General features: G+C 44.9%; 19 protein-coding genes, 1 other RNA gene and 1 riboswitch. Of the genes, 6 read left to right on the top strand and 14 right to left on the bottom strand.

Features of this window, described 5'->3' with window-relative positions:
* Positions 1-123 precede the first annotated feature (123 nt).
* Together ssrA and AC4PG5_RS07295 are read left to right on the top strand one after the other, a co-directional pair.
* Positions 124-520: a transfer-messenger RNA gene (gene ssrA / locus AC4PG5_RS07300) on the top strand.
* Between the two features lie 274 nt (positions 521-794).
* Entirely contained in the window at positions 795-1,970 is a 1,176-nt protein-coding gene (locus AC4PG5_RS07295; protein ID WP_492028284.1) for a DUF4062 domain-containing protein, read from the top strand.
* 127 nt (positions 1,971-2,097) lie between these two features.
* Here AC4PG5_RS07295 and AC4PG5_RS07290 read toward each other — a convergent pair whose 3' ends face one another.
* From AC4PG5_RS07290 to AC4PG5_RS07280, 3 genes are all read right to left on the bottom strand, one after another.
* The gene (locus AC4PG5_RS07290; RefSeq protein WP_492028283.1) at positions 2,098-2,271 is read right to left on the bottom strand and encodes a hypothetical protein; all 174 of its coding nucleotides are present in this window, start codon (positions 2,269-2,271) and stop codon (positions 2,098-2,100) included.
* Entirely contained in the window at positions 2,268-4,559 is a 2,292-nt protein-coding gene (locus AC4PG5_RS07285; RefSeq protein ID WP_492028282.1) for an NADP-dependent malic enzyme, read from the bottom strand. Before AC4PG5_RS07285 ends, AC4PG5_RS07290 begins: the two co-directional genes overlap by 4 nt.
* A 113-nt stretch (positions 4,560-4,672) precedes the next feature.
* Positions 4,673-5,953, bottom strand: a complete 1,281-nt coding sequence (locus tag AC4PG5_RS07280; protein ID WP_492028281.1) for an O-acetylhomoserine aminocarboxypropyltransferase/cysteine synthase family protein — start codon at positions 5,951-5,953, stop codon at positions 4,673-4,675.
* 127 nt (positions 5,954-6,080) lie between these two features.
* Between AC4PG5_RS07280 and AC4PG5_RS07275 the strand changes: the two genes are divergently transcribed.
* Positions 6,081-7,151 (top strand): N-acetylmuramoyl-L-alanine amidase family protein, encoded by a 1,071-nt coding sequence (locus tag AC4PG5_RS07275; protein ID WP_492028280.1) that lies wholly within the window; start codon positions 6,081-6,083, stop codon positions 7,149-7,151.
* A gap of 204 nt (positions 7,152-7,355) precedes the next feature.
* Here AC4PG5_RS07275 and pncB read toward each other — a convergent pair whose 3' ends face one another.
* Positions 7,356-8,537 (bottom strand): nicotinate phosphoribosyltransferase, encoded by a 1,182-nt coding sequence (gene pncB / locus AC4PG5_RS07270; protein WP_492030712.1) that lies wholly within the window; start codon positions 8,535-8,537, stop codon positions 7,356-7,358.
* Between the two features lie 128 nt (positions 8,538-8,665).
* Positions 8,666-8,727: riboswitch (Fluoride riboswitch) on the top strand.
* Between the two features lie 203 nt (positions 8,728-8,930).
* Here pncB and AC4PG5_RS07265 point away from each other — a divergent pair.
* On the top strand, positions 8,931-10,169 hold the full coding sequence (locus AC4PG5_RS07265; protein WP_492028279.1) for an Hsp70 family protein: 1,239 nt from the start codon (positions 8,931-8,933) through the stop codon (positions 10,167-10,169).
* A 91-nt stretch (positions 10,170-10,260) separates the two neighbouring features.
* Here the strand turns inward: AC4PG5_RS07265 and AC4PG5_RS07260 are convergent, their stop codons facing one another.
* The 9 genes from AC4PG5_RS07260 to AC4PG5_RS07220 form a co-directional block, all read right to left on the bottom strand.
* A complete protein-coding gene (locus AC4PG5_RS07260; protein WP_492028278.1) occupies positions 10,261-11,007 on the bottom strand; it encodes an acyl-[acyl-carrier-protein] thioesterase in 747 nt (248 codons plus the stop codon).
* 138 nt (positions 11,008-11,145) lie between these two features.
* Positions 11,146-12,024 carry an ATP-binding protein gene (locus tag AC4PG5_RS07255; protein WP_492028277.1) on the bottom strand — a complete coding sequence of 293 codons (879 nt, stop codon included), beginning with the start codon at positions 12,022-12,024 and terminating at the stop codon, positions 11,146-11,148.
* Positions 12,015-12,875, bottom strand: a complete 861-nt coding sequence (locus AC4PG5_RS07250) for a nucleotide-binding protein (RefSeq protein ID WP_492028276.1) — start codon at positions 12,873-12,875, stop codon at positions 12,015-12,017. Before AC4PG5_RS07250 ends, AC4PG5_RS07255 begins: the two co-directional genes overlap by 10 nt.
* Positions 12,872-13,213, bottom strand: a complete 342-nt coding sequence (locus AC4PG5_RS07245; RefSeq protein ID WP_492028275.1) for a NifB/NifX family molybdenum-iron cluster-binding protein — start codon at positions 13,211-13,213, stop codon at positions 12,872-12,874. Before AC4PG5_RS07245 ends, AC4PG5_RS07250 begins: the two co-directional genes overlap by 4 nt.
* A gap of 1 nt (position 13,214) precedes the next feature.
* On the bottom strand, positions 13,215-13,538 hold the full coding sequence (locus AC4PG5_RS07240) for a NifB/NifX family molybdenum-iron cluster-binding protein (RefSeq protein ID WP_492028274.1): 324 nt from the start codon (positions 13,536-13,538) through the stop codon (positions 13,215-13,217).
* A 38-nt stretch (positions 13,539-13,576) separates the two neighbouring features.
* A complete protein-coding gene (locus AC4PG5_RS07235) occupies positions 13,577-14,080 on the bottom strand; it encodes a DUF134 domain-containing protein (RefSeq protein WP_492028273.1) in 504 nt (167 codons plus the stop codon).
* A gap of 274 nt (positions 14,081-14,354) precedes the next feature.
* Positions 14,355-15,482 carry an MFS transporter gene (locus tag AC4PG5_RS07230; RefSeq protein ID WP_492028272.1) on the bottom strand — a complete coding sequence of 376 codons (1,128 nt, stop codon included), beginning with the start codon at positions 15,480-15,482 and terminating at the stop codon, positions 14,355-14,357.
* 13 nt (positions 15,483-15,495) lie between these two features.
* Entirely contained in the window at positions 15,496-16,587 is a 1,092-nt protein-coding gene (locus tag AC4PG5_RS07225; RefSeq protein ID WP_492028271.1) for an ROK family protein, read from the bottom strand.
* Positions 16,588-16,598: 11 nt separating this feature from the next.
* Positions 16,599-18,347: a class I mannose-6-phosphate isomerase gene (locus tag AC4PG5_RS07220; protein WP_492030711.1), complete on the bottom strand. Its 1,749-nt coding sequence runs from the start codon at positions 18,345-18,347 to the stop codon at positions 16,599-16,601.
* A 198-nt stretch (positions 18,348-18,545) separates the two neighbouring features.
* On the opposite strand from AC4PG5_RS07220, the gene AC4PG5_RS07215 reads away from it, so the two are divergent.
* Complete coding sequence (locus AC4PG5_RS07215) at positions 18,546-19,451, top strand: AraC family transcriptional regulator (RefSeq protein WP_492028270.1); 906 nt, start codon at positions 18,546-18,548, stop codon at positions 19,449-19,451.
* A gap of 178 nt (positions 19,452-19,629) precedes the next feature.
* Here the strand turns inward: AC4PG5_RS07215 and AC4PG5_RS07210 are convergent, their stop codons facing one another.
* Positions 19,630-21,990, bottom strand: a complete 2,361-nt coding sequence (locus tag AC4PG5_RS07210) for a GH92 family glycosyl hydrolase (RefSeq protein WP_492028269.1) — start codon at positions 21,988-21,990, stop codon at positions 19,630-19,632.
* Between the two features lie 236 nt (positions 21,991-22,226).
* On the opposite strand from AC4PG5_RS07210, the gene AC4PG5_RS07205 reads away from it, so the two are divergent.
* On the top strand, positions 22,227-24,743 hold the full coding sequence (locus AC4PG5_RS07205; protein ID WP_492028268.1) for a GH36-type glycosyl hydrolase domain-containing protein: 2,517 nt from the start codon (positions 22,227-22,229) through the stop codon (positions 24,741-24,743).
* Positions 24,744-24,821 lie beyond the last annotated feature (78 nt).

The raw sequence follows: 24,821 nt of genomic DNA, 5'->3' as shown, positions 1-24,821 counted from the left end.
AAAACAATGGACTTTATTATCCGATTGGGAGAGAAATGAAGAATAATCGCGTGCAAATACAATTGAAATGGAAAACTTTTTATACCTTTGTTGCCGAATACCAAGCATTGGTCGCATCTAATCGGGGTTGACTGGATTTGACAGCGGGCAGAAATGGTGGGTAAGCATGCAGTGCGTCGTTAATTGGCACTTTAATCTCAGTTTTCAAAATTTTATCTGGCGAAACTAATTACGCTCTTGCTGCTTAATCGAATCATAGTAGATTAGCTTAATCCGGGCACTAGGTGCCTAGACGAGACATCACTCGGAAGCTGTTGCTCCGAAGCATTCCGACTCAGTGGTGCAGTAACATCGGGGATAGTTGGTGTTGGCCTCACAATACCAATGAAACTTTAGAGGATAAGGTAAGAATTGATGGCTTTGGTTCTGTTCTTTCACGAAAATTTAGGCAAAGATAAGCATGTAGAAAGCTTATGATTTCCTCGTTTGGACGAGGGTTCGATTCCCTCCAGCTCCACTTTTAACAAAAGCCAAGAGGCGAAAAAAGTAAGACAAGCCCTACAATATCAATATATTGTAGGGCTTTTTGGCTCTCAAAGGAGGACATCGAAAAGACATAGTTGGTACCCCAAAGTGTACCCCCTAATCTCAAAAAGCCCAAAAGGGGTACAGTTGTCTGAATTTGGCAGTGTGTTGTCCGTTTATGGCAGTCAGTAAATTACTCATTCATTAATAGCTAGTAATAATTTTGCAATATTAAAAATGAGTTATCTTTGTTACAAACATTATGTATTATGAGAAAAGTAAATATATTTATTAGCTCTACTTGCTATGATCTATCGCAAATTAGAGTAGATTTGAAAGATTCAATCGTAAGCATGGGGCATAATCCAATTTTATCAGAAGATCACGATTTTCCCATTAATCCAAATTTAAGTAATATAGAGAACTGTATAAATGCAGTGAAAAATGAAGCTGATATCTTTGTATTAATCATTGGAAATCGGTATGGCTATACTTTAGAAACAGGTAAGTCAATAACTAATACCGAATTTTTAACAGCAATTGAGAAAGGCATCCCAATTTACACATTTACTCTAAAAGAGATATTGAGTATATTACCTATCTGGGAAAAGAATGAAAGTGCAGATTTTTCGTCAACAGTAGATAATAGTAATGTCTTTAAATTTATTCAAGATGTGCGTAAAAATAGTGGCTTATGGAACTTTCCATTTGAAAGGGCACAAGACATTATTACTATCCTTAAATCTCAGTTATCTAATCTTTTTAACGATTCATTACAAGTTCGTTACAAGGTTAAAAAAGTAGGGAGCAATGAGTTGTATTCTAAAATATCTGGTAAAGCTCTTGAGCATATTTTAAACAAAGAAGGGGCGTACGAAACCAAATTCTTTATGCAATGTATGTGTGATGAGATCAACAAATACAGACATTTAAAGAATGATTACACTTATTCTATTGTTATCAAATCACCACATAGCATAAACACGATAACAGAGTACACTCAGTGGAATTTGCTAAAAATAGGGCAAATCCAAAATATCATAGATTCATTTAATGGTATAATGACAAATGCCTTTCCTGTTTTTTATGGAGAGCCTGGTGTTGCCTCTGATTTAGATGGGCTATACTATACTGCTCAAACATATGGAAAGTTATATGCCGCTTTATTAGAGTGGTCTATTGAGGTCAGAAGCCTAATAGTCCCTGATGAACTGAAAGAAAGTTTAGTCGTTTTATCCAAAATGCCAGAAATGACGATATCTCAAGTTGAGAAATATCCATTTGAATCTTTGGAGAAAATACATAGTGCTGAAGCGGAAAACGTTGTAGGCACTAAAGTGACATTAAGTCTAACCTTGTCAATAGGAGATGATTTTCTAAAGCAGCATAGTGATTCTTTGAGAAAGATAGAAGAAATGGCACGGTCAGGCAAATTGGATATATAAATTATTGCTGTCCGATAAAACTTTTTAGTCTATTATAAATTAGGGCTTATTCCATTTTGAAGTGACCCCTGAAAGTTGAATCTCAAACTTTCAGGGGTCACCTTTTTTGCCATTCCGATAAGAGTGCTTATTTCTTTTTAAGCGATTTGTAAACCGGGATGAAGACTAATGCTCCTGATAGGACGAGCATAATCAGGGTCATGCCATCTAGCCTTGCTGCTTTGGTGAGCACGAGGTAACATAGGGCTAACCAAAGGAGGCTGATACAAACAATTTGTGATTTGGATAATGGTTTTTTCATTGTTGTTCTTTCTTCTTTTTATCGACTATAGCATCAATAACGGCTACAGCGGTGATGTTGACAATATCGCGTACGGAACTTTCAAAGTCGGTAAAGTGGATCGGTTTATTTAATCCCATCTGTATCGGTCCGATGAGTTCTGTTTCCGGATTCATAGCCTGCAGAAGTTTATAACTTGAGTTTGCAGAGCTAAGATTAGGGAAGATCAAGGTATTCACTTCTTTGCCATATAAACGAGTAAACGGATATTTGCTATCACGTAGGGTTTTATCCATGGCAAAGTTTACTTGCATCTCGCCGTCTATGGCTAGATCCGGATAGATTTTTTGCAGATGATCAACGGCGTCGTGTACCTTTAGCGGACTTCCTTCATGGTCGGAGCCGAAGTTGGAGTAGCTGATCATGGCCATGGTCGGGATGTGGTTGAAAAAACGCACGGTCTGTTCGGCCAATTTAGCGATATCGATCAAGGTGGAAGTGTCCGGATGACGGTTGATTAAAGTATCGGCCAAGAAATAGGTTCCTTTCTTTGAGTTTAAGATGTGCATCGTTCCGAAGTGTTCGTAAGCCGGACGAATACCAATCACCTCTTTGGCTACTTTAATGGTATTGCTGTATTTAGTGTAAAGACCGGTAATAAAGGCATCTGCATCACCTGTCTCGACCATCATCATACCAAAATAGTTGCGCTCGAACATTTTATCGTTGGCTTCATCGTAGGTGGCTCCTTGACGAGCGCGTTTTTCTGCTAAGATGTGAGCATAACGTTCCCGACGTTCGGTTTCGCTATCATGACGTAAGTTAATGATCTCAATACCTTCGAGGCTTAAATCTAGCTCTTTGGCTAACTTCTCGATTCGTTCTTCGTTACCGAGCAGAATCGGGTGACAGATTCCTTCACCTTTGGCTTCAACAGCGGCTTTGAGCATGTTGGGATGACCACCCTCAGCAAAAACAACGCGTTGTGGATGACGACGAGCGGTATCGTAAAGTTGACGAGTCAGCTTACTTTCGTATCCCATGAGTTCACGCAGGTGAAGTTTGTAACCTTCCCAATCGGTGATGGGGCAGCGAGCGACTCCGCTTTCCATAGCCGCTTGGGCTACAGCACAAGAAACTTCTGTGATGAGGCGTGGGTCGACAGGTTTCGGGATGAAATAGTCGGGACCGAAGCTAAAATTATTGACGTGATAAGCCTCATTTACGACATCGGGTACCGCTTGCTTAGCTAAATTTGCAATGGCATGTACGGCAGCTAACTTCATCTCTTCGTTGATTGCTTTAGCCTGAGTATCGAGGGCACCGCGGAAGATGTATGGGAAACCGATTACGTTATTAATTTGATTCGGATAATCGGAACGTCCTGTAGCCATCAATAGATCTGGACGAGCTGCTGTTGCTTCTTCGTAGGAGATTTCGGGAGTCGGATTGGCTAGAGCAAAGACAATTGGTGAGTCAGCCATACTTCTGACCATCTCTTGTGAGAGGACATTGCCTTTCGATAAACCAAGGAAGACATCTGCTCCTTCGATGGCTTCTTTAAGGGTGTGAATATCTGTACGAGAAGTTGCAAAGAACTGTTTTTGTTCGTTCAGATCGGTACGCGACTGGCTGATGACTCCCTTACTGTCGAGCATCACGATATTTTCTAATTTTGCACCTAAAGCGATGTAGAGTTTGGTACACGATACGGCTGAAGCTCCGGCGCCGTTGACCACAATTTTAACGTCTTCAATGCGTTTACCGGCTACTTCAAGGGCATTGATTAATCCTGCACTTGAGATGATGGCGGTACCATGTTGGTCGTCGTGCATCACCGGAATATCGAGTTCTTCTTTTAAACGACGTTCAATCTCAAAGCATTCAGGGGCTTTAATGTCTTCTAAGTTAATGCCACCAAATGTTGGGGCAATGGCTTTGACGGCTTGAATGAATCGTTCCGGATCTTTTTCGTCGAGTTCAATATCGAAAACATCGATGCCGGCGTATATTTTGAAAAGCAAACCTTTACCTTCCATGACCGGTTTGCCACCGAGTGCACCGATATCTCCTAATCCAAGAACGGCTGTTCCGTTGGAAATCACAGCAACTAAATTACCTTTTGCGGTATATTTATAGGCATCTTGTGGGTTCTTCTCAATTTCCAAACAGGGTTCAGCAACTCCCGGTGAGTAGGCTAAGGATAAATCGGTTTGTGTACGATAGGGTTTGGTTGGAATAACTTCAATCTTACCCGGCTTACCTTGTGAGTGGTATAGTAATGCTGCTTCTTTGGTTACTTTTGCCATGGTTTTTCTGTTTTTTAGTGTTTTTAATTTTAAATCAATGCAAAACTAATAATATTAACGATAAATTAAAATATACTACATTGATTTAAGATTAAATTGTTGTTTTAATAATGCTAAGCATTTAATGCTTGCTCAATATCCGCAATTAAATCATCCGCGTTTTCGATCCCTACGGAGAGTCGGATGAGGTCGGGCTGTACGCCGGCTTCTAACAATTGCTCATCACTCATCTGGCGATGGGTATGACTAGCCGGATGGAGAACACAAGTACGTGCATCGGCTACATGAGTAACGATAGCAATGAGGTTCAGCGCATCCATGAACTGAATGGAAGTTTCTCTGCCCCCTTTAAGTCCGAACGAAATGACTCCGCAGGAGCCGTTGGGCAAATATTTCTGAGCGAGATGATAATACTTATTATCGGGTAGGCCGGAATAATTAACCCAAGCAACTTTTTCGTGTTGCGATAAATATTCGGCTATTTTTTGTGCATTGCGGCAATGTTGCGGCATACGCAGATGTAAGGTCTCTAAACCTAGATTAAGAAGAAAGGCATTTTGTGGACTTTGGGTACTTCCTAAGTCGCGCATGAGTTGTGCAGTTGCTTTGGTGATATAAGCCATTCTCCCGAAAGCGTGACTGTAAGTCAGCCCGTGATACGATTCGTCCGGAGTGCAAAGTCCTGGAAATTTATCTGCATGCGCTTCCCAATCGAAGTTTCCACTATCGACGATACAGCCACCTAGACTAGTGGCATGTCCATCCATATATTTCGTGGTCGAATGAATCACAATGTCTGCTCCCCACTCAAATGGGCGACAGTTGATTGGAGTCGGGAAAGTATTGTCTATAATGAGAGGAACACCATGTTGGTGTGCAATACGAGCGAACTTCTCAATATCGAGAACTTCTAACGATGGGTTTGAGATGGTTTCGCCAAACAAGAGTTTGGTGTTTGGGCGAAAGGCCGTAGCGATGTCTTCTTCTGGAGCATCGGGGTTGACAAAAGTCACTTCGATGCCGAGTTTCTTCATGGTGACACTAAACAAGTTGTGTGTACCTCCATATATCGCTGATGAGCAGACGAAATGGTCTCCGGCCTGACAGATATTGAAAATTGCGTAAAAGTTGGCGGCCTGACCGCTTGAGGTTAGCATGGCTGCTACGCCGCCTTCGAGCGCACAAATCTTTGAAGCAACGGCTTCATTTGTTGGATTCTGCAACCGTGTATAGAAGTAACCGGTCTCTTCAAGATCGAATAGGCGAGCCATTTGTTCACTGGTATCGTACTTAAAGGTTGTACTTTGATAAATAGGTAATACACGTGGCTCTCCTTTTTTAGGAGTCCATCCGGCTTGTACGCACAATGTTTCTGGTTTGACTTGTTTTGCCATTGCGATATTGTTTTTTAGTGTTTTAGAGTCAAAAGTATAATTAACCCCACAAAAGTAGGGAAAAAAATGTAATTTTGTCCGACGAAATAGTGAAATGATCATCCTTTAAACAGATTCCCAATCTATTATGAATAATAAACGTTATCTATTTTTTTGCTTAGCTCTCATATGTTTCTTCTCTGCTTCATTCGCCCAACAGAAAGCCCAACCGAAGGCAGGCGATGGGGTTTCTACTTTTTTGTTGCGTTATAATCGTTCTCCCAAGAAATATTATCAAGATTTCATGGAGTTGAATAAATCGAAATTAACTAAAGATGGAGGGTTGAAGCTTGGTGTGACTTACCTTATCCCTCCGGCTAAGTCGGATAAGGAAACCTCTTCTTTGAGCAAAAATAGCAAAAATAAGTCAGATAAGAAAGACGATAGTTCGCGAAAAGGGAAATCGATACCGAGAAAGAGTCATGTCGACGAACCGCTTTTTGGCCCGTCGAACCGGAAGTTTAAAGTGGCATCCAGACGATTGGAAGGAGCCTGCTTCTATGTGGTCAGTGGACATGGAGGCCCTGATCCCGGAGCGATAGGACGTGCGGGGAAATATGAACTTCATGAAGATGAATATGCCTATGATATTGCCTTGCGTCTAGCCTATTTTTTAATGCAGGAAGGTGCCGAAGTACGTATCATTATTCAAGATGAAAAAGATGGTATTCGAAATGAATCGTACCTCACCAATAGTAAACGAGAAACGTGCATGGGAGAACCGATTCCTTTAAATCAAGTGCAACGTTTGAAGCAACGTTGTGCGGCGATCAATGCCAGCTATCGAAAAGATCGAAAGAACTACAATTATTGTCGTGCAATTTTCCTCCATGTGGATAGCCGTAGTAAGGGTAAACAAACGGATGTGTTCTTTTATCATTCGAATCGTAAATCGGAAAGTAAACGTTTGGCTTATACGATGAAAGACCTTTTTGAATCGAAATACGACAAGCATCAACCGAACAGAGGATTTACAGGTACGGTCGGTCCACGTAATTTATTTGTACTCTCTAATACGACTCCGGCTTCTGTTTTTGTAGAACTTGGAAACATCCAAAATGAGTTTGATCAGCGGCGATTGGTGATGAATTCTAATCGACAGGCTTTAGCGAAGTGGTTGATGGAAGGATTCTTAAAAGATTTTTCAAAGAAAAAATAAGCTTTCTGTGAACAATACCAGATAGCACTTGTTATATAGTTGTAAAAATACCTGAGCGAATTGTATATATGTGAATATTTATGATTAGTACATATACTGTTTTTATGGTATAGACAGGTAAGATTGCATAGTAGTTTTGTCGTGTTTTATTTTGTGTTTGTGTTGTGACGGTACTCCGATGGGAATCGAGGTACCGTTTTATTTTTAGTCATTCCACAAATTCATTTGTCGCAGCTCGTGCAGGCAAGTCTCAATGTTCTCGGGGGTACCGGTATGCTTGCCATTATCGTCCGAGAGTTTCACGCACTCTTTCCATTCTTGATGACCATTCATCTTACACTGCGAAAGTTTCATGACAATATTCGAAGGCTTGAATCCGGTATCGTTGGTCAGGTTTGTGCCGATACCGAAGCCACAGCGTATTTTGCCTTCACAATACTGTTTGATCTGAACCGCTTTCTCAAAATCCAATCCGTTACTAAAGATGATAGTCTTGGTGGTCGGATCGATGCCAAACGATTGGTAGCGGTCAATTAGCTTATCGATAAATTGATATTCATTTCCTGAGTCACATCGTACGCCGTCGAAAAGTTTAGCTTGTTTTCGACTGAGGTTAGTAAGGAACATGTCTGAGGTGTAGGTGTCGGAGAGGGCAATGCCTAAATCTCCATCGTATACGTTTACCCAGTTCTCGAGCGCCATATAATTGGCATGTTTGTAGCCGAATTGCGCGCCATGAAACATAAACCATTCGTGAGGATGGGTACCCATCATCTTGATTTGGTATTTCATAGCGAAATAACAGTTTGACGTGCCGGTGCAGAAGGGAGCTTCTTGTTTTAAGGTCTTGATCACAACGTCCTGCACATCGAATGAAAAGCGTCGGCGAGTGCCGAACTCAGAGAACGACAGATGATGGAGATTCGATAAATGGATTTTCTCGATCAACTTTGATTCCACCGCTTTCAGGTCGGCCCTATGTTGGTGGTAACGATTACGTACTTCCGAGATTAGGGCCAAAAGAGGAACTTCATAAAGAGTTGCTTTATAGAGTAGGTCGGTGACTTCGAGATGCAAATGATGGTTCTCGTCGAGCGATAGGGCAATCTTTTCAGGATTAAAACGGAAGGAAGAAAGCCATTCCCAATAAACACGTGGTACAAACCGACAGTTGGTGATCATGTAGTTCATCTCTTCTTCGCTGAGGCATAGGGTCGATAATCGATCGATTTCGCTTTTTAATTCTTCAAGAAACGCCTTCGAATAGATGGTTTCGTCCCGGTCGGTGAAGCTGAAAGTACCTATAGCATTAGGGAAGAGTTTAATATATGCATATGAGGTCGTGAACTTATATAAGTCTGTATCGAGTATGGTATGAATCATGATTCTTTCTTTTTTTCTAACGGTAAATGGTGCAAATTTACGACTTCTAATTTAAATAATCATGATTTGTACGGAATAACCGTTTTCCTTTTGTTGAGTGATGGATTGGATTTTTGGGCAAAAAAATGTAATTTTGCAGCGGCTATGGTATTAGCCTTGAACCGCTGCATAAGCTGATGATACCTACGTAATATGTGTATTCAATCATATATCAGTTTATTATATGTCTATATCACTTTTTATCAACTCCTTTAATCTTATTTTTTTTAGTCTTGCTATTAAGCTTGTGTCTGACATGAGCCGGGTTTCTCTTTCTTTTTATGGAGGGGAGTACTTACGGTCAAGAGGCGGTATTCTCTTTTTTTAATGAACATGAATAATTGAGGTAAATAAATCATGAATGAAACGACTATAACGTGTGGGCTCGACTTTGGAACGTCGAACTCCGTGATCTCTTTGGTCGATCGGTCGACCGGTCGGGAATTATATACTTACGATGATCGATCGATTTTGTATTTTCCTGAAACGAACGATCTGACCTATTATGTGGGTAAGGAAGCCCAAGAGCATTATGTGAAAGAGGGGATGAGAGGCCGGTTGCTGAAATCGGTTAAGACTCTTTTGAAGCAAGATAAATTTTTATTTACTTGGATTTGTGGAAAGCGGGTAACGCCCGACCAGTTGGCGATGTTTATCATTAAGCATATGAAGGAGAAGGCGGAGGCGTTTTTAGGTTCATCGATCACCGAAGTGGTATTAGGGCGACCGGCTATTTTTTCAGAAGATGCCGCTCAAGAAGCGATTGCCGTAAAGCGGTTGATGATGGCTGCACGGGCTGCCGGATTTACTTCTGTGCGCCTGCAATTGGAACCAATTGCGGCTGCTTTTAGCTACGAGATGCAACTGAGTCGTCCCGAACGGGTTTTGGTGGCCGACTTTGGTGGGGGTACTTCCGATTTTACCATCATGAACCTTTCACCCGAAGGGCGTAAGAAGGGCGACCGTATCGATGATATTGTTGGAAATAGTGGAGTTTATATCGGGGGAGATCTTTTTGATTCGGAACTGATGTGGCATAAGGTTACCCCTCATCTGGGACGTGGAGTTACTTATCGCTCTTACGATAAAGAGATTGAGATCCCTTTGGCTATTTTCCACGAGTTGAAGCGTTGGGAACGTAGCTTTTTGTTGAAAGGGAGTAAATCGCGTTCATCACTCGATAGTTATTATTTTCATTCGGGGAATCATCCGTTGATTGATAATCTACGGACGTTGATCGATCAGAATTATACTTACTCGTTGTTTAAAAGTATCGAGCAGAGTAAGATGGGGCTCTCGGATGGAGAAACGTCACGCCTAACATTCGTTCAGCCGGATCTAAGAGTCGAAGATGTGGTGGAGCGTCACCACTTTGGCGAGATGATCGCTCGGCATATTGAGGAGATTGACCGTTGTATGGTAAGCCTATTTGAGAAGACAGGGGTGACTTTCGATGAGATCGATTCGGTGTTTATCACTGGTGGTAGTAGTTTTGTACATCCTGTCCGACAGTTACTCTACGATCGTTTTACAACAGATCGGGTTCGTCTAGGTGATGCCTTTAATAGCGTGGCCTATGGATTAGCACTCAACTGATGAGGATCGTTTGAATTAAAAGGGTCATTTCCATACTCAGTTGTGAGCGTAAGAAATGACCCTTTTAATTTATTAGATTGTGAGTATGCTATTATTCGAATGCAAACTTGCAGCGACAAACGACTTCGCCTGCCTCTTTCCTAATCTCAATATAGAAGGCTTGCGTACCGATCTCTTCTTTGTAAAACAGTAGACGATCGCCATACGACGATTCTGCAGCATAAGCAATTTCCAGTCGTTTGAGTTCATGATGATCGAACATCTCCAGAGGCACCATGTTCAGGGCATGTTCAATGTATTTGATGCTGTTAACATGGCCGTTGATGTCGAGATCGGAGTACATCACTTTGTGCTCGAAACAAGGCACGATGCTTTTAATCCTTACTCGTCCTTGTCGTGTATCCATTGGGTTGGCAAGGTCGTACACACAGTCGGTTAGTTTACTGCCGTGAAACTCTGCTAAGTTGACCGATTCACGTTTGGCCGTGTCGATCATGGCCCAGACAGAGTGTGCACGGCCGGTGGTGTGACCTTGATTGTTGATTAACTCATATTCCCGGTCAAGAAAAGAATTGTAAATTTTATTGACCCACGTCTTTAATAAGAAAACTTCATTCTTGCGAATCGGTTCGGCAAAATCGACTACCAAACGGGAGATCACCCAAGTATAGGTTTGCCCGTTATATTCCCCGATACCTAATCCCCGTTCGCGGGCATGTAGGTTAGAACAGTTTAATAAATGATTTCCTAATGTGGTCATCGACAGTTTGCCGGTGAAGTCGGAGTGGAAGTCCTCTACGATAAAAGGATAAGTTCCTATTTTCAGCTCACTACTCATTCGATCGTTTTAATTCTATATATGGTTATGTTATATTCCCCGGAATGAAAGGTGGACCATTAGTCTCAACGTTCATTTCCGGGGAACTCTTTCAAAAGAAAACAGTTTAAAGGGCTAAAGAGTTTTTGGACGACAAAGTTATGATAAGACTTCTTCTTTTCCAAGAATCTCTTTTAATGCTTTTCTGAGTTGTTGTGTGGTGCCCGACTCTGGACGATATTCCACTATGGTTTGTCCATTGACCATTGCCTCTACCATTTCACGGTCGAACGGCAAACAAGCTACAATGAGGAGTTGCTGCGCCTTACACCAAGCCGTGATCTTTTCAACGTAAGCTTCATTGAGCGTACATTTGTTGATGATAACCGACAGAGGGATCGAGAAATGACGCACGACTTCAACAGTACGTTGCAAATCCGACCATCCCGATTGTGACGGTTCGGTCACTACCACCACTTTGTCGACTCCGGTGATCGTAGAGAGCACCGGACAACCGATGCCTGGAGGACCGTCGAGAATGGTGATCTCTTGTGGATTGTCTCTGTGATGTTGTTTGTTCAGTTCGCGTAAGCGGCCAACCATCTTACCGGAGTTTTCTTCACCGGGCGCTAAACGACCATAGATCATGCTGCCATATCGGAATGTTCCGCGGTAAATGCGGCTTTTGTCATCGGGAATAAGTTCGATGGCTTGTGAGGGACAGATCCGATAGCAAAGTGCACATCCCTCGCAGGCTATTTCATCGATCGTGAACTGCTTATCTTCGAGCGTAATGGCGTCAAAACGACAAAGCTCCATGCACTGCCCGCATGCCGAACAACGGCTTTGGTCGATCGTGGCATGTTTGCCCGACACAAAGACTTGTTCTTCTTCATGTGAAGGATCGAAGATCAGATAGAGGTTTGAAGCATCGACATCACAATCTACAGCGTGTACTTGTGGAATCAAGGAGAGAAAGGCGGCGCTGATGCTTGACTTTCCGGTGCCTCCTTTTCCGCTGATTATTGCTATTTCCATATCGTCTCTAATTTATTGGCCAAAGCCATGAATCTGTTATAAGTCGGCTGATGTCGGTCGACCACCATCTCCCCATCGGCATAAAGTTTTGCAATGGTTTCATCGAATGGGATCTCAGACAATAGCTCGAAGTGATGAGCATCGAGATATTGGTAAACTTGAGTGTCGCCCAATCCGGCTCGGTTGACAATCACTCCAAACGGTTTCTTCAATTCTTGAAGTGTTTCGATGGCTTGTCGGAGGTCGCTCAAGCCAAAAGGTGTTGGCTCGGTGACTAGAATGACATAGTCGGCTTTACTTACCGTCTGGATGAAGGGGCACGATGTACCCGGAGGGGAATCATAGATCACATGATTTACCGATGGTGGATAGGATGCTGAAGTCACCGCTTTCACTAATGGAACCGATGAGGCGTGACCGGGTTGCATACGTCCTTCCAAGAGAGAAAGTTCTTGGTTATGGCGATACCAAGTCACCTTTCCGGCTATAGTCTCACCGTCGATAATCGCTCCCGACGGACAAGCTACACGGCAGGCACCGCATCCGTGGCATAAATCATTTAGCAACCGGATATAGTGTGACTCTTTCAAGATGAAGATTGCATGATACGTACAATAGTCTGCACATTTTCCACAAAATAGGCATTGACTCGGATCGATTTGAGGCCGATATTCAGTAACGGTCTGCTCGTCGGCCAGCTCTTTAGTAAAATAGGCGAGTGCATTCGGCACTTCCGTATCGCAGTCGGCCAAGATGCACTTTACTCCTAATTTTTGAAAGGTTTGGAAAAGGTTGACCGAAACAAAAGTCTTCCCCGTTCCTCCTTTTCCGCTGGCTACGGCAATTCTCATTTGTGGTTACAGCTATTATTTCCAACCACCAAGGTTTGTTGAATGAAATCGTGAACCAGTTCTTCGGGAGCCTTGAACGGAGCACCAACGATCACTTCTACTTGTTCTTTAGCAAAAAGATCTCTGGCCTTTTGTCCCATACCACCTGCAATGACCGTTTTCACGCCATGCTGAGCGACCCATGCCGGATATAAGCCCGGTTCGTGTGCCGGAGGAACAATCATAGTACTATCGGTGATGCTTCCTTCAGTAATGGTAGCCATATAGAATGCCTCACAATGTCCGAAGTGAGCACATAATTTACCGTTCTCGGTTGGGATTGCAATTTTTACAGTCATCTTATTCTTGATTTAATGGAGTTAGTGCGATAACCTCGCTAATTGTTTTTTCTTCTTTTAGGATAATCATCCGGATATTCAGATCAGTCAGTAGTGATTTGATCTTAAATCCAAATTCGCCGGATACGACTTTTTCGGCACCAAGTGAAGCCACTAATCGTACCGAAGCAGGACCGGCGCCCTCTTCTGCCTGTTTATTTGGATTCTCTATAAATTCCGTTGTTCCGGTTGCTGTATCGTGAACAGCAAAGTATGCACAACGTCCAAAACGGCTATCGACGTTGCTTTCCAGATCATTGCCTGTGGATGATATGATTATTTTCATCAGATTAAAAATTATATGAGTTTAACTTGTTCAGGTTATTAGTGATGCCTTCTTTTTTGGCATCTTCGTCTGCCGCAACAGGTTTGTTCGGATGAATCGAAAGGAGATGTCTCTTCCCGTTGGGCTTGCTCTTTTTCAATCTCTTCGATCTCTTCGCTGCCACAAAGTTCGCATCGCTCGATTTTCTCATCCGGGTTTCTCTTGTTGAAATAGCAACCACATGAGTTGCAGAATAGCCATTCGTCATCAAGCGTCACTTTACCTCCTTCGATGATGACTTTCCGTCCTTCGACCATTGCCAAAGCCATCTTTTCACGTGCCGAACTATAAATACGTGTGAGGGTAGGACGAGAGACGCCCATGAGTGTAGACGCTTCAAGATGATTGAGTTTCTCGTAATCGCATAATCTTAAACTTTCATATTCTTCATAGAATAGAAAGACGGCCTCACGCCGTTTGTTGTTTCCCGAATAACCATAAGGGGTGAATCCGGAAATGGTCGGTATACCTTGTATCTTGCGTATTCTTTTTGGTCTTGCCATGCGGTTTGACGTTTAATGTTTGCGCAAATATAATGAACTTATGTTCATAATTCAAAGTAAAGTCGAAACTTTAACAATTGAAGGTTTTCGTCAAACGACTCTAATGATTAGAAAGACAACCTCCGCTCATTGGCCGTAAACCATCTTTGACTGGTTATTAGAGGGGGAATAAAAAAAGATCTCCCTTTATCCTTTCAGTCCGTTAGAAAACGGTTTAAGGATAAAGGGAGAAATCTTCAACCGATCGAGAGAAAGTCGATCGGGACGAATTCTTTTATTTACATCTCGCAGAGAGATAAAGTAGATAAATCACACAAAGGATGAGTACCGAAAGGCTTGCCGTTTGATTGAACTGATCGGCAATCACTCCCATAATTGGCGCAATGAGTGCGCCACCCGATACGCCCATGATCATTAATGCTGAAATCTCGTTATTCTTTTCGGGCTGATGTTGCAACGCATTGGCGAAGATGATTGAGAAGACGTTAGAACAGGTAAATCCAATGATGAAGATCAGGGCCAGCACGATCTGCGTTTGCTCTATGAAAAGCAATCCGATGAAAGCAGCTAGAGCGATGATCATGTTGACCTTTAGGAATTTTCCTCCGGCGATGCGGGCCAGAAGAATTGCTCCGACCAATGTACCCCCTGTTCTCGCTGCAAAGTAGAGGCTACTGCCTAACCCCGCTTGTGCCAACTCCATCTGTGTCTTTTCGATTAAGAGTTTGGGGATTGTGGTGTTAATGCCGACGTCGATGCCTACAATCAGCAAGATACCGATGAAGAGAAGAGTGATTTGTGGGTCGCGTAGAAGAGCCAATGTACTGCTAAACGTCGACACTTGCGTTTTGCTTTTAGTCGCTGGAATGCTTAAAAAGATCCATAATGCACTGAGTAATGTTACTATGGCGTAAATCATGAAGACGAGTCGCCAATTGCCCGTGTATAGAGCAGCCGCCCCGACTAAGATCGGGCCGAGAAACGATGAAATCGCTTTGATGAACTGTCCCCAAGTCAAGATACTAGTCAGCTGTTCGCCACGAACCACCGAGGCTACCATCGGGTTGAGAGCCACTTGCAGCATGGTGTTGCTGATGCCCAATAAACCGAAAGTCAGGAGTGCAATCGGGTAATTGTAGGCTACCACCGGTAGAATCATGGCCAATAACGTTAGTCCCATAGCCGCAAGAACGGCATTACGCTTCCCATATTTATCCATCAAAAGTCCTGTAGGGATAGAGCAAACGGCAAACCAAACAAAGACCATCATTGGCAAGATGTTGGCAAAAGAGTCGGAGAGGTTGAAATCCACCTTCACGTAATTGGTGGCGATTCCCACCAAGTCGACAAAGCCCATCACAAAGAATCCGACGAGGATGGGAAAGAGTTTATTGTGTTTCATGTGTCTTTATAAATTAGAGGTGTGATAAAGCAAAGACATAAGCACCCAAAGCGATCGAACGGTTAGCCCCTTGCTTAGAGGTGATCACTCCGATACGTTTCATGGGGTCGTAGCTGACGGTCTTGCTAGAGTGTGGGACTGCTATGGTGCGACATTCGCCTTTTGCAAATTCGTTCCAGATCTCTTCATCATCGAGGTTATAAGCTTTCGATTGTAAGCGGGTAAAGCGACTGCCGTCGAACATGTCCAGCTGACTATTCAGCTCTCGAACCAATCCCGGAAGGATATATTTCGAAGCTCCCGATAATCCTCCGCCTACACTCACGATCCCATCGATCAGTGTGACGGCTGAGGCTAAAGCATCACCGGCCATCTCACCCAGTTCGTCGAAGCTTAGGCGAGCTGCTTCACGGTTGCCCGGTCGCAGACCTTCTGCAATCTCGTAAATCTCTTTAGGGGAGTAGTCCGTTTCATCGCCCGACCGTTCTCGGTAAACGCGTTTCACGGCCCGAATGCTGACACTCTCTTCGATGATCATCTCCGGATATTTTTTATTTCGGAAACACCAGATATCCCCTCCCGAGGCATTATCGCCTATTAACAGTCGGTTGTTAAGCACAACGCCGCAGCCGAATCCGGTACCGAAGGTCACGCCAATCAAGTTATGGTAACGCTTGTGACTTCCCATCTGCTTCAATCGCCCGTTGATCTCGGGCAGTGCTCCTGTGAGCGCCTCTCCATAGGCAAACAGATCGCCGTCGTTGTTAATAAATACAGGTAAGCCAAAAGTCTCTTCCAACAGTGGACCGATGGGAATTCCTCCTCTGAAACAAGGGAAGTTCGGCAGATCACCGATAATTCCGTTGGGGTAGTCGGCCGGTCCGGGGAAGGCAAAGCTGATAGCCACCGCAGGATCGGTGAGCTGTGCTTGTACCCGATGGAAGCCATCGATCAGCTGAGATAGGCAAGTCTCCAAGTTATGGGGGCAAGCCGATAACTGGATGGGAGTGACGATTTCTTTTCCTCCTTGCATGGCCGAGAATACGAAGTTTGTCCCCCCCGCGTCTAAAGTCATGACGATTCTTTGATCAGTTGTGTAATTCATAAGGGCTAAATTTAAGCGTTAAATCGAACAAAAGCTTTAATGGTACCACATTTTTTCCCTTCCGACACGCCGTAAGGACGAATGGTGTAACTTCCTACCGATGCCGGAATGATAAAGGTTTCTGCATAGTGCACCACGAATGGTTCGAATACACCCGTCGGACTCTCGACGATGGCTTCATCCCCTTCCACGAGGTTGAACACATTCACCCCATTGTTTGTTTGGTGAGGCACTGTCTTTGTAAACCAATGGCGACGGGTTTCGATGAACTCATTTTCGTGGAGTCCCGTACGCTCTTCTTGCCAGCCGTCTCCTTCGGCGATCGGTTCGATCACGTTAATAAACTCTTTACGGATGCGTTCGGTCTGTCGTTCCCATTGGATGACTTGAGCCCCATGTTTGATATTAATAGGGCGGGGAAGTCCGTCGAGTCCGAGTCGTCCCCAGTCGTACAACTTAAAGGTAAAGATACTCGGAGTCGCACTGATTTCTAAAACCATGGCTCCGGCACCCGAACAGTGAATGGTGCCGTTAGGAATCAAATAATGGTCGTGCTTCTTTGCCGGCCATTGATTGACAAACCGTTCGGCATCAAACGGATCACCGGTGTTTTGTGAATGATGGAGTGCTTCAATCATCTCTTTGGGATTCACTCCCGTTTTCAAACCCAAATAGACGGTTGCCCCTTCCTCGGCATCGAGGAGGTAATAACTTTCATCTTGGGTATAGTAAATGCCGAAGGTATCACGGATGTATTGAGTGGTCGGGTGTACTTGTAAGCTCAAGTTACCCCCTCCCATGGTATCTAGGAAGTCGAACCTTATGGGGAAATCTTCACCGAAACGCGACTCTACCGGAGCACCGAGCAGGGCACGAGTCTGGTAGAACACCACATTGTTCGATGGCAGTTCGAACAACTCTCCTTGTACGTTAAGGTATAGACTGTTCTCTTCGGGTACACAGTCGAAGCACCAACCGTAGTTCGATTGCGACGGATCGAGGTCGCACACCTCTTTCATCCACTGTCCTCCCCATGGAGCGGGATCGAAAAATGGTACGACACGGAAGGGTTGGTGAGCGGTGCGTTCCAATCCCTGTCGCATGGTATCACCATCAATCATCTTCGGCTCGCCTTTGGTGTGCGTGTCGATGAAATAGTCGGCTATAGGAAGTAGTTGCTTCTTAAGCTCATCACAAACATTCCAGTCGATGAAATAGCCTCGTTTGTAGTGGATCGATGGTGCATCCTCTCGGTTGTTGACTCCCAATCCATGAATCTCTTGGCGACGGAAGCGTTGTTGGATCTCCCATCGTGCCAAGTCGATATAAATCACTAAATCGGCTTGCTCGACCAGATACCCCGCACCTGAACCATAGATCAAGCAGTGAGCCGATTGCTGTTGTAGTTCTTCACGGAATCGGTCGACCTTGGTGGAGTTAAAGAAATCCTTAAACGTGAACGGTGCCCGTCGCCCGAAGAGACGGTCGTCCGTCAGCCACGGATAAGTCATCCCCTCAATTTCCGCCTCACTCTTGTAAAGGGTGGCAGCATTGAGCGTCTGTTCAAAGTGCAAGGTTTGAAGTTGTTCTTCGACTTCCTCCAGGTGTGTGCCTTGGTAGCACTCTATCACACAGACGAATTTCTGTCCGGCAAAGGCTTGGCGTCGTTCGTTGATGGTTTGTAAGATCGCCTCCCAACCTTTAATCAGTGGTCCGTCGACTTTAGTCGACGGGTATTTGTCGTAATTGCTTTTTCGCATCATCATATTCTCATTCTGTTTTACGACAAAAGTAGAGACATTGTTCAAGGTGTGAGCCGTATTTTTCTCCAATTTAGTTGCATTATCTTCTGATTCCTCTTAATTTTGTCTCATCAAGCATCCGGATAGGTACGGCCGTACTTTCTTCAGCTTTTTGTGAGGGGGTGACTTATGCAGATTAAATCCAACCGTTTGGTTATGATAAAGATAAAAGAGGGATTTCGGGGTGAGCGACTCTTGTCTCTGCCCGATGATTTGATTAAGAAGTACAGTCGGCATCCGCTGATTAGTCCGCTTTATGTTCGGAAAATAGGATTTTTCCCCAGAGTGAAGTACCATTATGTACAGAAAGATAAGGGAGCCGATTATCTGATGCTGATCTATTGCACAGCCGGAAGAGGATGGTATCAACTCGGTCATAAACGGTACACCGTTGAACCTCACCAGTTCGTTGTTCTTCCACGAAACCAAGCGTATGCCTTCGGGGCGGATGCTAACGATCCATGGAGCATCTATTGGTTACATTTCGACGGGCAGTTGGCCGAACAATTCCAAACGCCCACGGCTCAACCGGTCTCTATCCTTCCCGGATTACAGTCCCGTTTGCAGGATCGACTCGATTTGTTCGAAGAGATTTACAGTAACTTCTCGATGGCCTACATCAAGGAGTATATGATTCAGGCTTCCATGTGTCTTTTCCCCTTTTTGTCGTCGTTTATCTATGTCGAGCAGTTTCGTCATTATAAACTTCTACAAGTTCAAGAACTCACCTTTTCGATGCGCGTCATCAGCTATATGCAAGAGAACATCGGCAGTAACCTATCGCTGGAACAGTTAGCCCGGAACTTCAACTATTCCTCCTCTCATTTTTCGGCTTTGTTCCAGAAAGAGACGGGCGTTTCTCCGATCAACTATTACATCCAACTCAAGATTCAGCGGGCGTGTCAGTATATCGAGCTGACCAACCTGAAATTGTTTGAGATTGCCGAGAAAGTCGGTTTCGACGAACCGGCTTACTTTACCCGGATCTTTACCAAGGTGATGGGATTGTCGCCATCCGAATATCGGGCGAAAGAGGTCTCGAAAGCGTTGAAGAAAGAGTAGGAACGGTTTGAAGGATACGGTAAAAAAGTCTTGGGGAATACAGTAGGAACCGCTGAAACAGATCTCAATTCTATAAATAAGAAACTGTTTTTGACTTTATTGAAAAACGATTAAGGAGAAAGAGGGAGCAATTGATTCCTCTTTCTCCTTATTACATATGATCGCGTACCTATCTAAATTACCGAGAGTAGTTATCTTTCGGCTGACTGCTTCGTTTGATGTTCAGCGTTCCTCCAGTAGTGATCTCTTTAAACCCGATGCGCGGGGTGGTGAGTTGGCGACCGTTTAACCGGTAATTGTCGACGTAGATCTTCTCCGGTGTGGTGGGCGAAGAATTTATCGTGAAGCTCTTTCCACGATAATAATCGGGATTTAAGCGAATCACGATCTTATCGAATAGGGGACTGCCTAAAGCAAACGAGGGTGTTTCGTCGCTCAACCCTTTGATGTCGAACAATCCCAGAGAAGAGATGACATACCATGCACCGAGCTGACCTTGGTCTTCGTCTTGTCCGTAGCCATACCCATGAATGCCGTCGGTTCCATAAAATGAATTCAAGATGGCTCTCACCCACTTCTGACTGAGTGAGGGGCGTTCGGCTTCGTTGAACAACCAAGAGGTATGCAGACAAGGCTGGTTACCGTGGTTGTAGAGTGTCTTGAGTCCGGCAAAGGCGCCGACTTCTGTTCCTCCGCTGAAGATCAGCTTTTCCGAAATGGTGAAGATGCTGTCCAATCGCGCACTGAATGTCTCCCGGCCAACTTTGTCGATCATGGAATGAATGTCGTGAGGGACGTAGAACGTGTATTGCCAGGCGTTGCCTTCTTGAAAACCACGCCAGACCTCCATCGGGTCGAACTTATCGATGAAACGACCGTCGGCCATTTTTGGACGGATAAAGTGAGTGGTAGGATCGTATAACCGTTCCCAACCTTTCGATAAACGAAGGAGTTCCTTGTAATCGTTGTTTTGCTGACGTTGTTTTGCCCATTGAGCCACCGCCCAAGCGCTGAACGAATATTCTAAGGTGTGTGAGGCCGAGAACATATAACCTTCGGCGGGACCTTCGCCTTGGTCTTGATGAGGGACATAGCCGTAGCGGATAAAGCGATCGGTATCGATCTTGCCGGCTCCGAAAGGACGGTTATGCCCGTCGAGTTCATTTTTGAGACAAGCCTCATAACCGGTTTCCAGATCGAAGTCGCGGATGCCACATTGGTAAGCTCCGGCAATGATCACACTCAGCAAGTTGGTTCCAACGCCCGAGACATAACGACTGCAAGCTAGTCCGTCGCCCAACCATCCCGAGTCTTTGTAGACTTGGAGGTGACTGCTCACATAGTCGGAGTAGTATTCCGGATAGGCCAATGCCCACACTTGAGTTAAGTTCCATTGCGCGCCCCATGCGGCATCGGTATTATAAAGGTGATGAACGACCCGACCATGCTTTACGGGAAGTTGTCCCACACTACCGTCGTGCTTCGGATAAGCACCGTTCACATCGCTTGCCAATCCTCGTCCCAGAAGAGCGTGGTAAAGACTCGTGTAAAACTTTACTTTATCGGCTTTGATGGCCGTTTCCACGTGCAGTCGTCCAAACAACTCTTCCCATTTCTCGTGCGAGCGCTGACGAGCCTGATCGAAGGTGAGCCGTTCGGCTTCCGCTTTTAAGTTTGCCAACGCATTGGCTGTGGAAGTGTAAGATAATCCAATTTTTGCGGTGACTTGTTCTCCTGCTTTAGTCGCAAAGGTGAGATAGAGTCCCGCTCCCGGTCCGGTGATCTTCGTCTTTCCGCTTTGGGTTGTTGCCCCGTTGAATGTGCCATAAGCGGTGGGGCGTTTATCCACTTGTGCATAGAAGAACATCTTAACACTGGCTCCCGGTTGGTACTTCTTTACATATTCCGGTTCGGTTTCTACCCAACCTTCAAGATCGCCATTGGCTAGCAGCTCCACCGAAGCATCTTTCACCGCTCCGCTTTCGCCTTGGCGCGATCCAATGTCGAAGATCAGGTGACTCGCGTCATTTTTCGGATAAGTAAAGCGTTGAAAGGCCACTCGTTCGGTGGCCGTGACTTCCGCCTTGATGCCATAATCTTCAAGATCGACGGCATAATAACCGGCAGTTACCGTTTCCCGCGAATGTTGAAAAGCCGACCGATAACCGTCGTGAGTGGTCGACTTGACATCGCCCGGAACGGTCTTCAGTGTGCCAGTGGTTGGCATGAGCGACACGCCGCCCACTTGAAACTCGTGAAAACAAGGGAAGCCCTCGATCGAGGTGTCACGATAGTCGTAACCCGTTGCCTCCCAGCCGGAAGCATTTCCGAGGTGACCGTTGGTCGACGGTCCGGGTTTGGCCATTCCGAAGGGATAAGCACCCGGAGCAAAGTGAAACCAGCGACAATGTGCCGTACCGATGCGCGGCTCTACGTACGATGAATAAGTGGTTTGAGAAACCTTGGTGGGCGAGGAGGCTTCGACCGATGCGGTGAAGGCGATGAACAGCCATCCAAGTATGAAAAGTCTTTTGATCATATCAAAGGTGTTTTTAGAAGTTTAGAAGGTTACAAATATAAACTCTTTCTGTAAAAGTACGGTTGACTTAATAACTGATTTCTTTGCATTATCTTCCGATCGGTGAGAGGTGAAGTGGTCTTCTCTTCTTTCGTAAGAAAGTATAAGTAAATCGTAGAATATTTTGGCAGAAGGCTGGAGTGTAGCCCCTATTTTTGCAGTACTGAAATACAATCTATACTTAAAAAAACAAAGGTATGAAGAAACTTATCGGTTTATTGGGGCTGACTTTCCTGCTGACGGTTGCGGTTTATGCGACCGATGGCGGTCGTTGTCCGTCCGACTATGTCACTAAGATTTTAAATAATACGTTGATGAATCGGGTGGATTCGATGGCTCGAAAGATCGTCGCAACCGGTTTTAATGCGGGAGATGGCTATGGCGAGGTTTGGATACGTGACTATAATACGTTCATCGAACTCTCTATGGAGGTCATGCCCGATGAGGTGATCCGTCACAACTTAAACACTTTCTTTCATTTTCAAGGGCCGACCGGAGATGTGGTCGACGGTTTTATTCCCATTAAACAAGCCAATGGCGGCTATAAATACCGCATGTCGAAAGACGAGCCTCGTTACGCGGCACATAAGAATACGGTAGAGACCGATCACGAGACGTCGTTGGTGCAAGCTATTTATAAATATGTGAAGAAAAGCGGGAACACTCGCTATCTGAATCAGAAGATTGCGGGTAAGACGGTTTACGAGCGCATGGAATGGGCATTGGATTATCTGATGAAGGAAAAGATGAACGAGAAATATGGCTTGATTATCGGGGCGACAACAGCCGACTGGGGCGATGTGCAGCCGGAGCATCTCTGGGGGGTTGAGATCGACGAGAATACCCATTATGCCATCGACATCTACGACAATGCCATGTTGGTGTTGGCCTTGAACGATTTTATCGAACTCTCTACCGATCGGGCTAAGATCGAGAAGTGGAGCGCGGTGAGAGAGACGTTGAAAACCAATATCCGCAAACATCTGTGGGATAGTGAACGTCAGAAGTTCATCCCTCACATTTACTTGAATGGTTCGCCTTTTCCTGAGAACTTCGATGAGAATAAGATTTACTACCACGGCGGAACGGCTGTAGCCATCGAAGCGGGACTCTTGTCGCAGGCGGAGATTGCTCATGCCAATCGGCGTATGCTCGAGAATATGGCTAAGGCTCATGCGCAGACCATCGGGTTGACGCTCTATCCGACTTATCCTGCCGGTTCGTTTAAAGGAGTGGGGATGTATCCTTACGGTTACCAGAACGGTGGCGACTGGACTTGGTTTGGTGCTCGTATGATCCAGACGTTGGTGAATCATGGCTTTATCGCTGAGGCGTACGATGAGTTGCAACCGATGCTGGCGCGGGTGATCGAGAATAATGGGTTCTACGAATGGTATACTCCGGCCGGTGAACCGATGGGTTCTGGTACGTTCCGAGGCGAAGCCGGTGTACTTTATAAGGCGATTACGCTGTTAAAAGGTTGGGCTAAACAAGAGTTGGCTCAGCGCATCACTAACGACCGGTCGTTGGCTTTTGTCGACAGTCTGGCCCGTCGGGTTATCGACAACGGACTGAATGCCGGTAGCGGATATTCGCAAGTTTGGGCACGCGACATGAATACATTTATCGAAACCGCTTGTGAGGAGTTCGATGCGAAGGTGTTGCGCGGTGCTATCTTGTTATTCTTTCGTATGCAGCAGCCCAATAACGAGATGATCGATGGCTATGTGTTGAAGAAAGATTTTACTTGGCACGATGATACCCCATACTACTCGTCTTTAGCTCCGGGGCATGTTGGCTTTAAGAATACGGTAGAAACCGATCAGGAGAGTTCGTTGATTCAGTTGGTTTACAAATATATTCAGAAGACGGGCGATCGTAAGATTCTGCAAACGAAGATCGGTGGTCGTAAGGTGATTGACCGCATGGCGGATATGATCGACTACTTGATGAAAGAACGTTACAGTGAGGCGTACGGATTGATCTATGGTGCGATGACGGCCGACTGGGGTGATGTGCAGCCGAAGGATGATTTCGGATGCGACATGAATGAATTGTCGACTCCGGCTATTGATGTGTATGATAATGCGATGTTGATCTTGGCACTCGATGCCATGAAAGCCATGGATCAGGTGGGTTCACGTGTGACGCGTTGGGACGAATTGAGAAACCGTTTGGCGAAAAATGTCCGTCAACACTTATGGGATGCCAAACGTCAGAAGTTTATCCCTCATCTTTATTTAAAGGAATCGCCGATCCCCGAAGGATTCGACGAGAATACCATTCATTATCATGGTGGAACGGCTGTGGCCATTGAAGCGGGACTGCTTACCAAAGACGAGATTGCCGTGGTGAATGCTCAGATGGTGGAGAACGTACGTTTGTCGGGTATGCCGAGTATTGGCCTGACCCTCTATCCGGTCTATCCGGAAGGCTTTTTCCATGGGGGAATGGCTAAACCGTATGTCTATCAGAATGGCGGCGACTGGACGTGGTTTGGTGGACGCATGATTCAACAACTCATTGCTCATGGTTTTGTAGCTGAGGCTTACGACGAGGTGCGTCCGATGATTGATCGTGTAGTGGCTAACAAAGGATTCTATGAATGGTACGGTCAAGGTAATGTGCCTTCAGGTAGCGGTAGCTTCAAAGGTTCTGCCGGGGTTCTAGCCAAAGCGATCGAGCTTTTCAGAGCTTGGGCAAAACAAAACTAAAAACGTGATCCTCCTAGGAGTTGTATTTTCGAATTTATCTGCCATCTGTCACCTTTTTGATGGTAATGGTCAGATAAT

It is taken from the genome of Bacteroides sp. QWL-09, assembly GCF_058683585.1.
The sequence above is the reverse complement of the archived record's forward strand: the minus strand, read 5'-3'. Positions and strand labels throughout refer to the sequence as shown.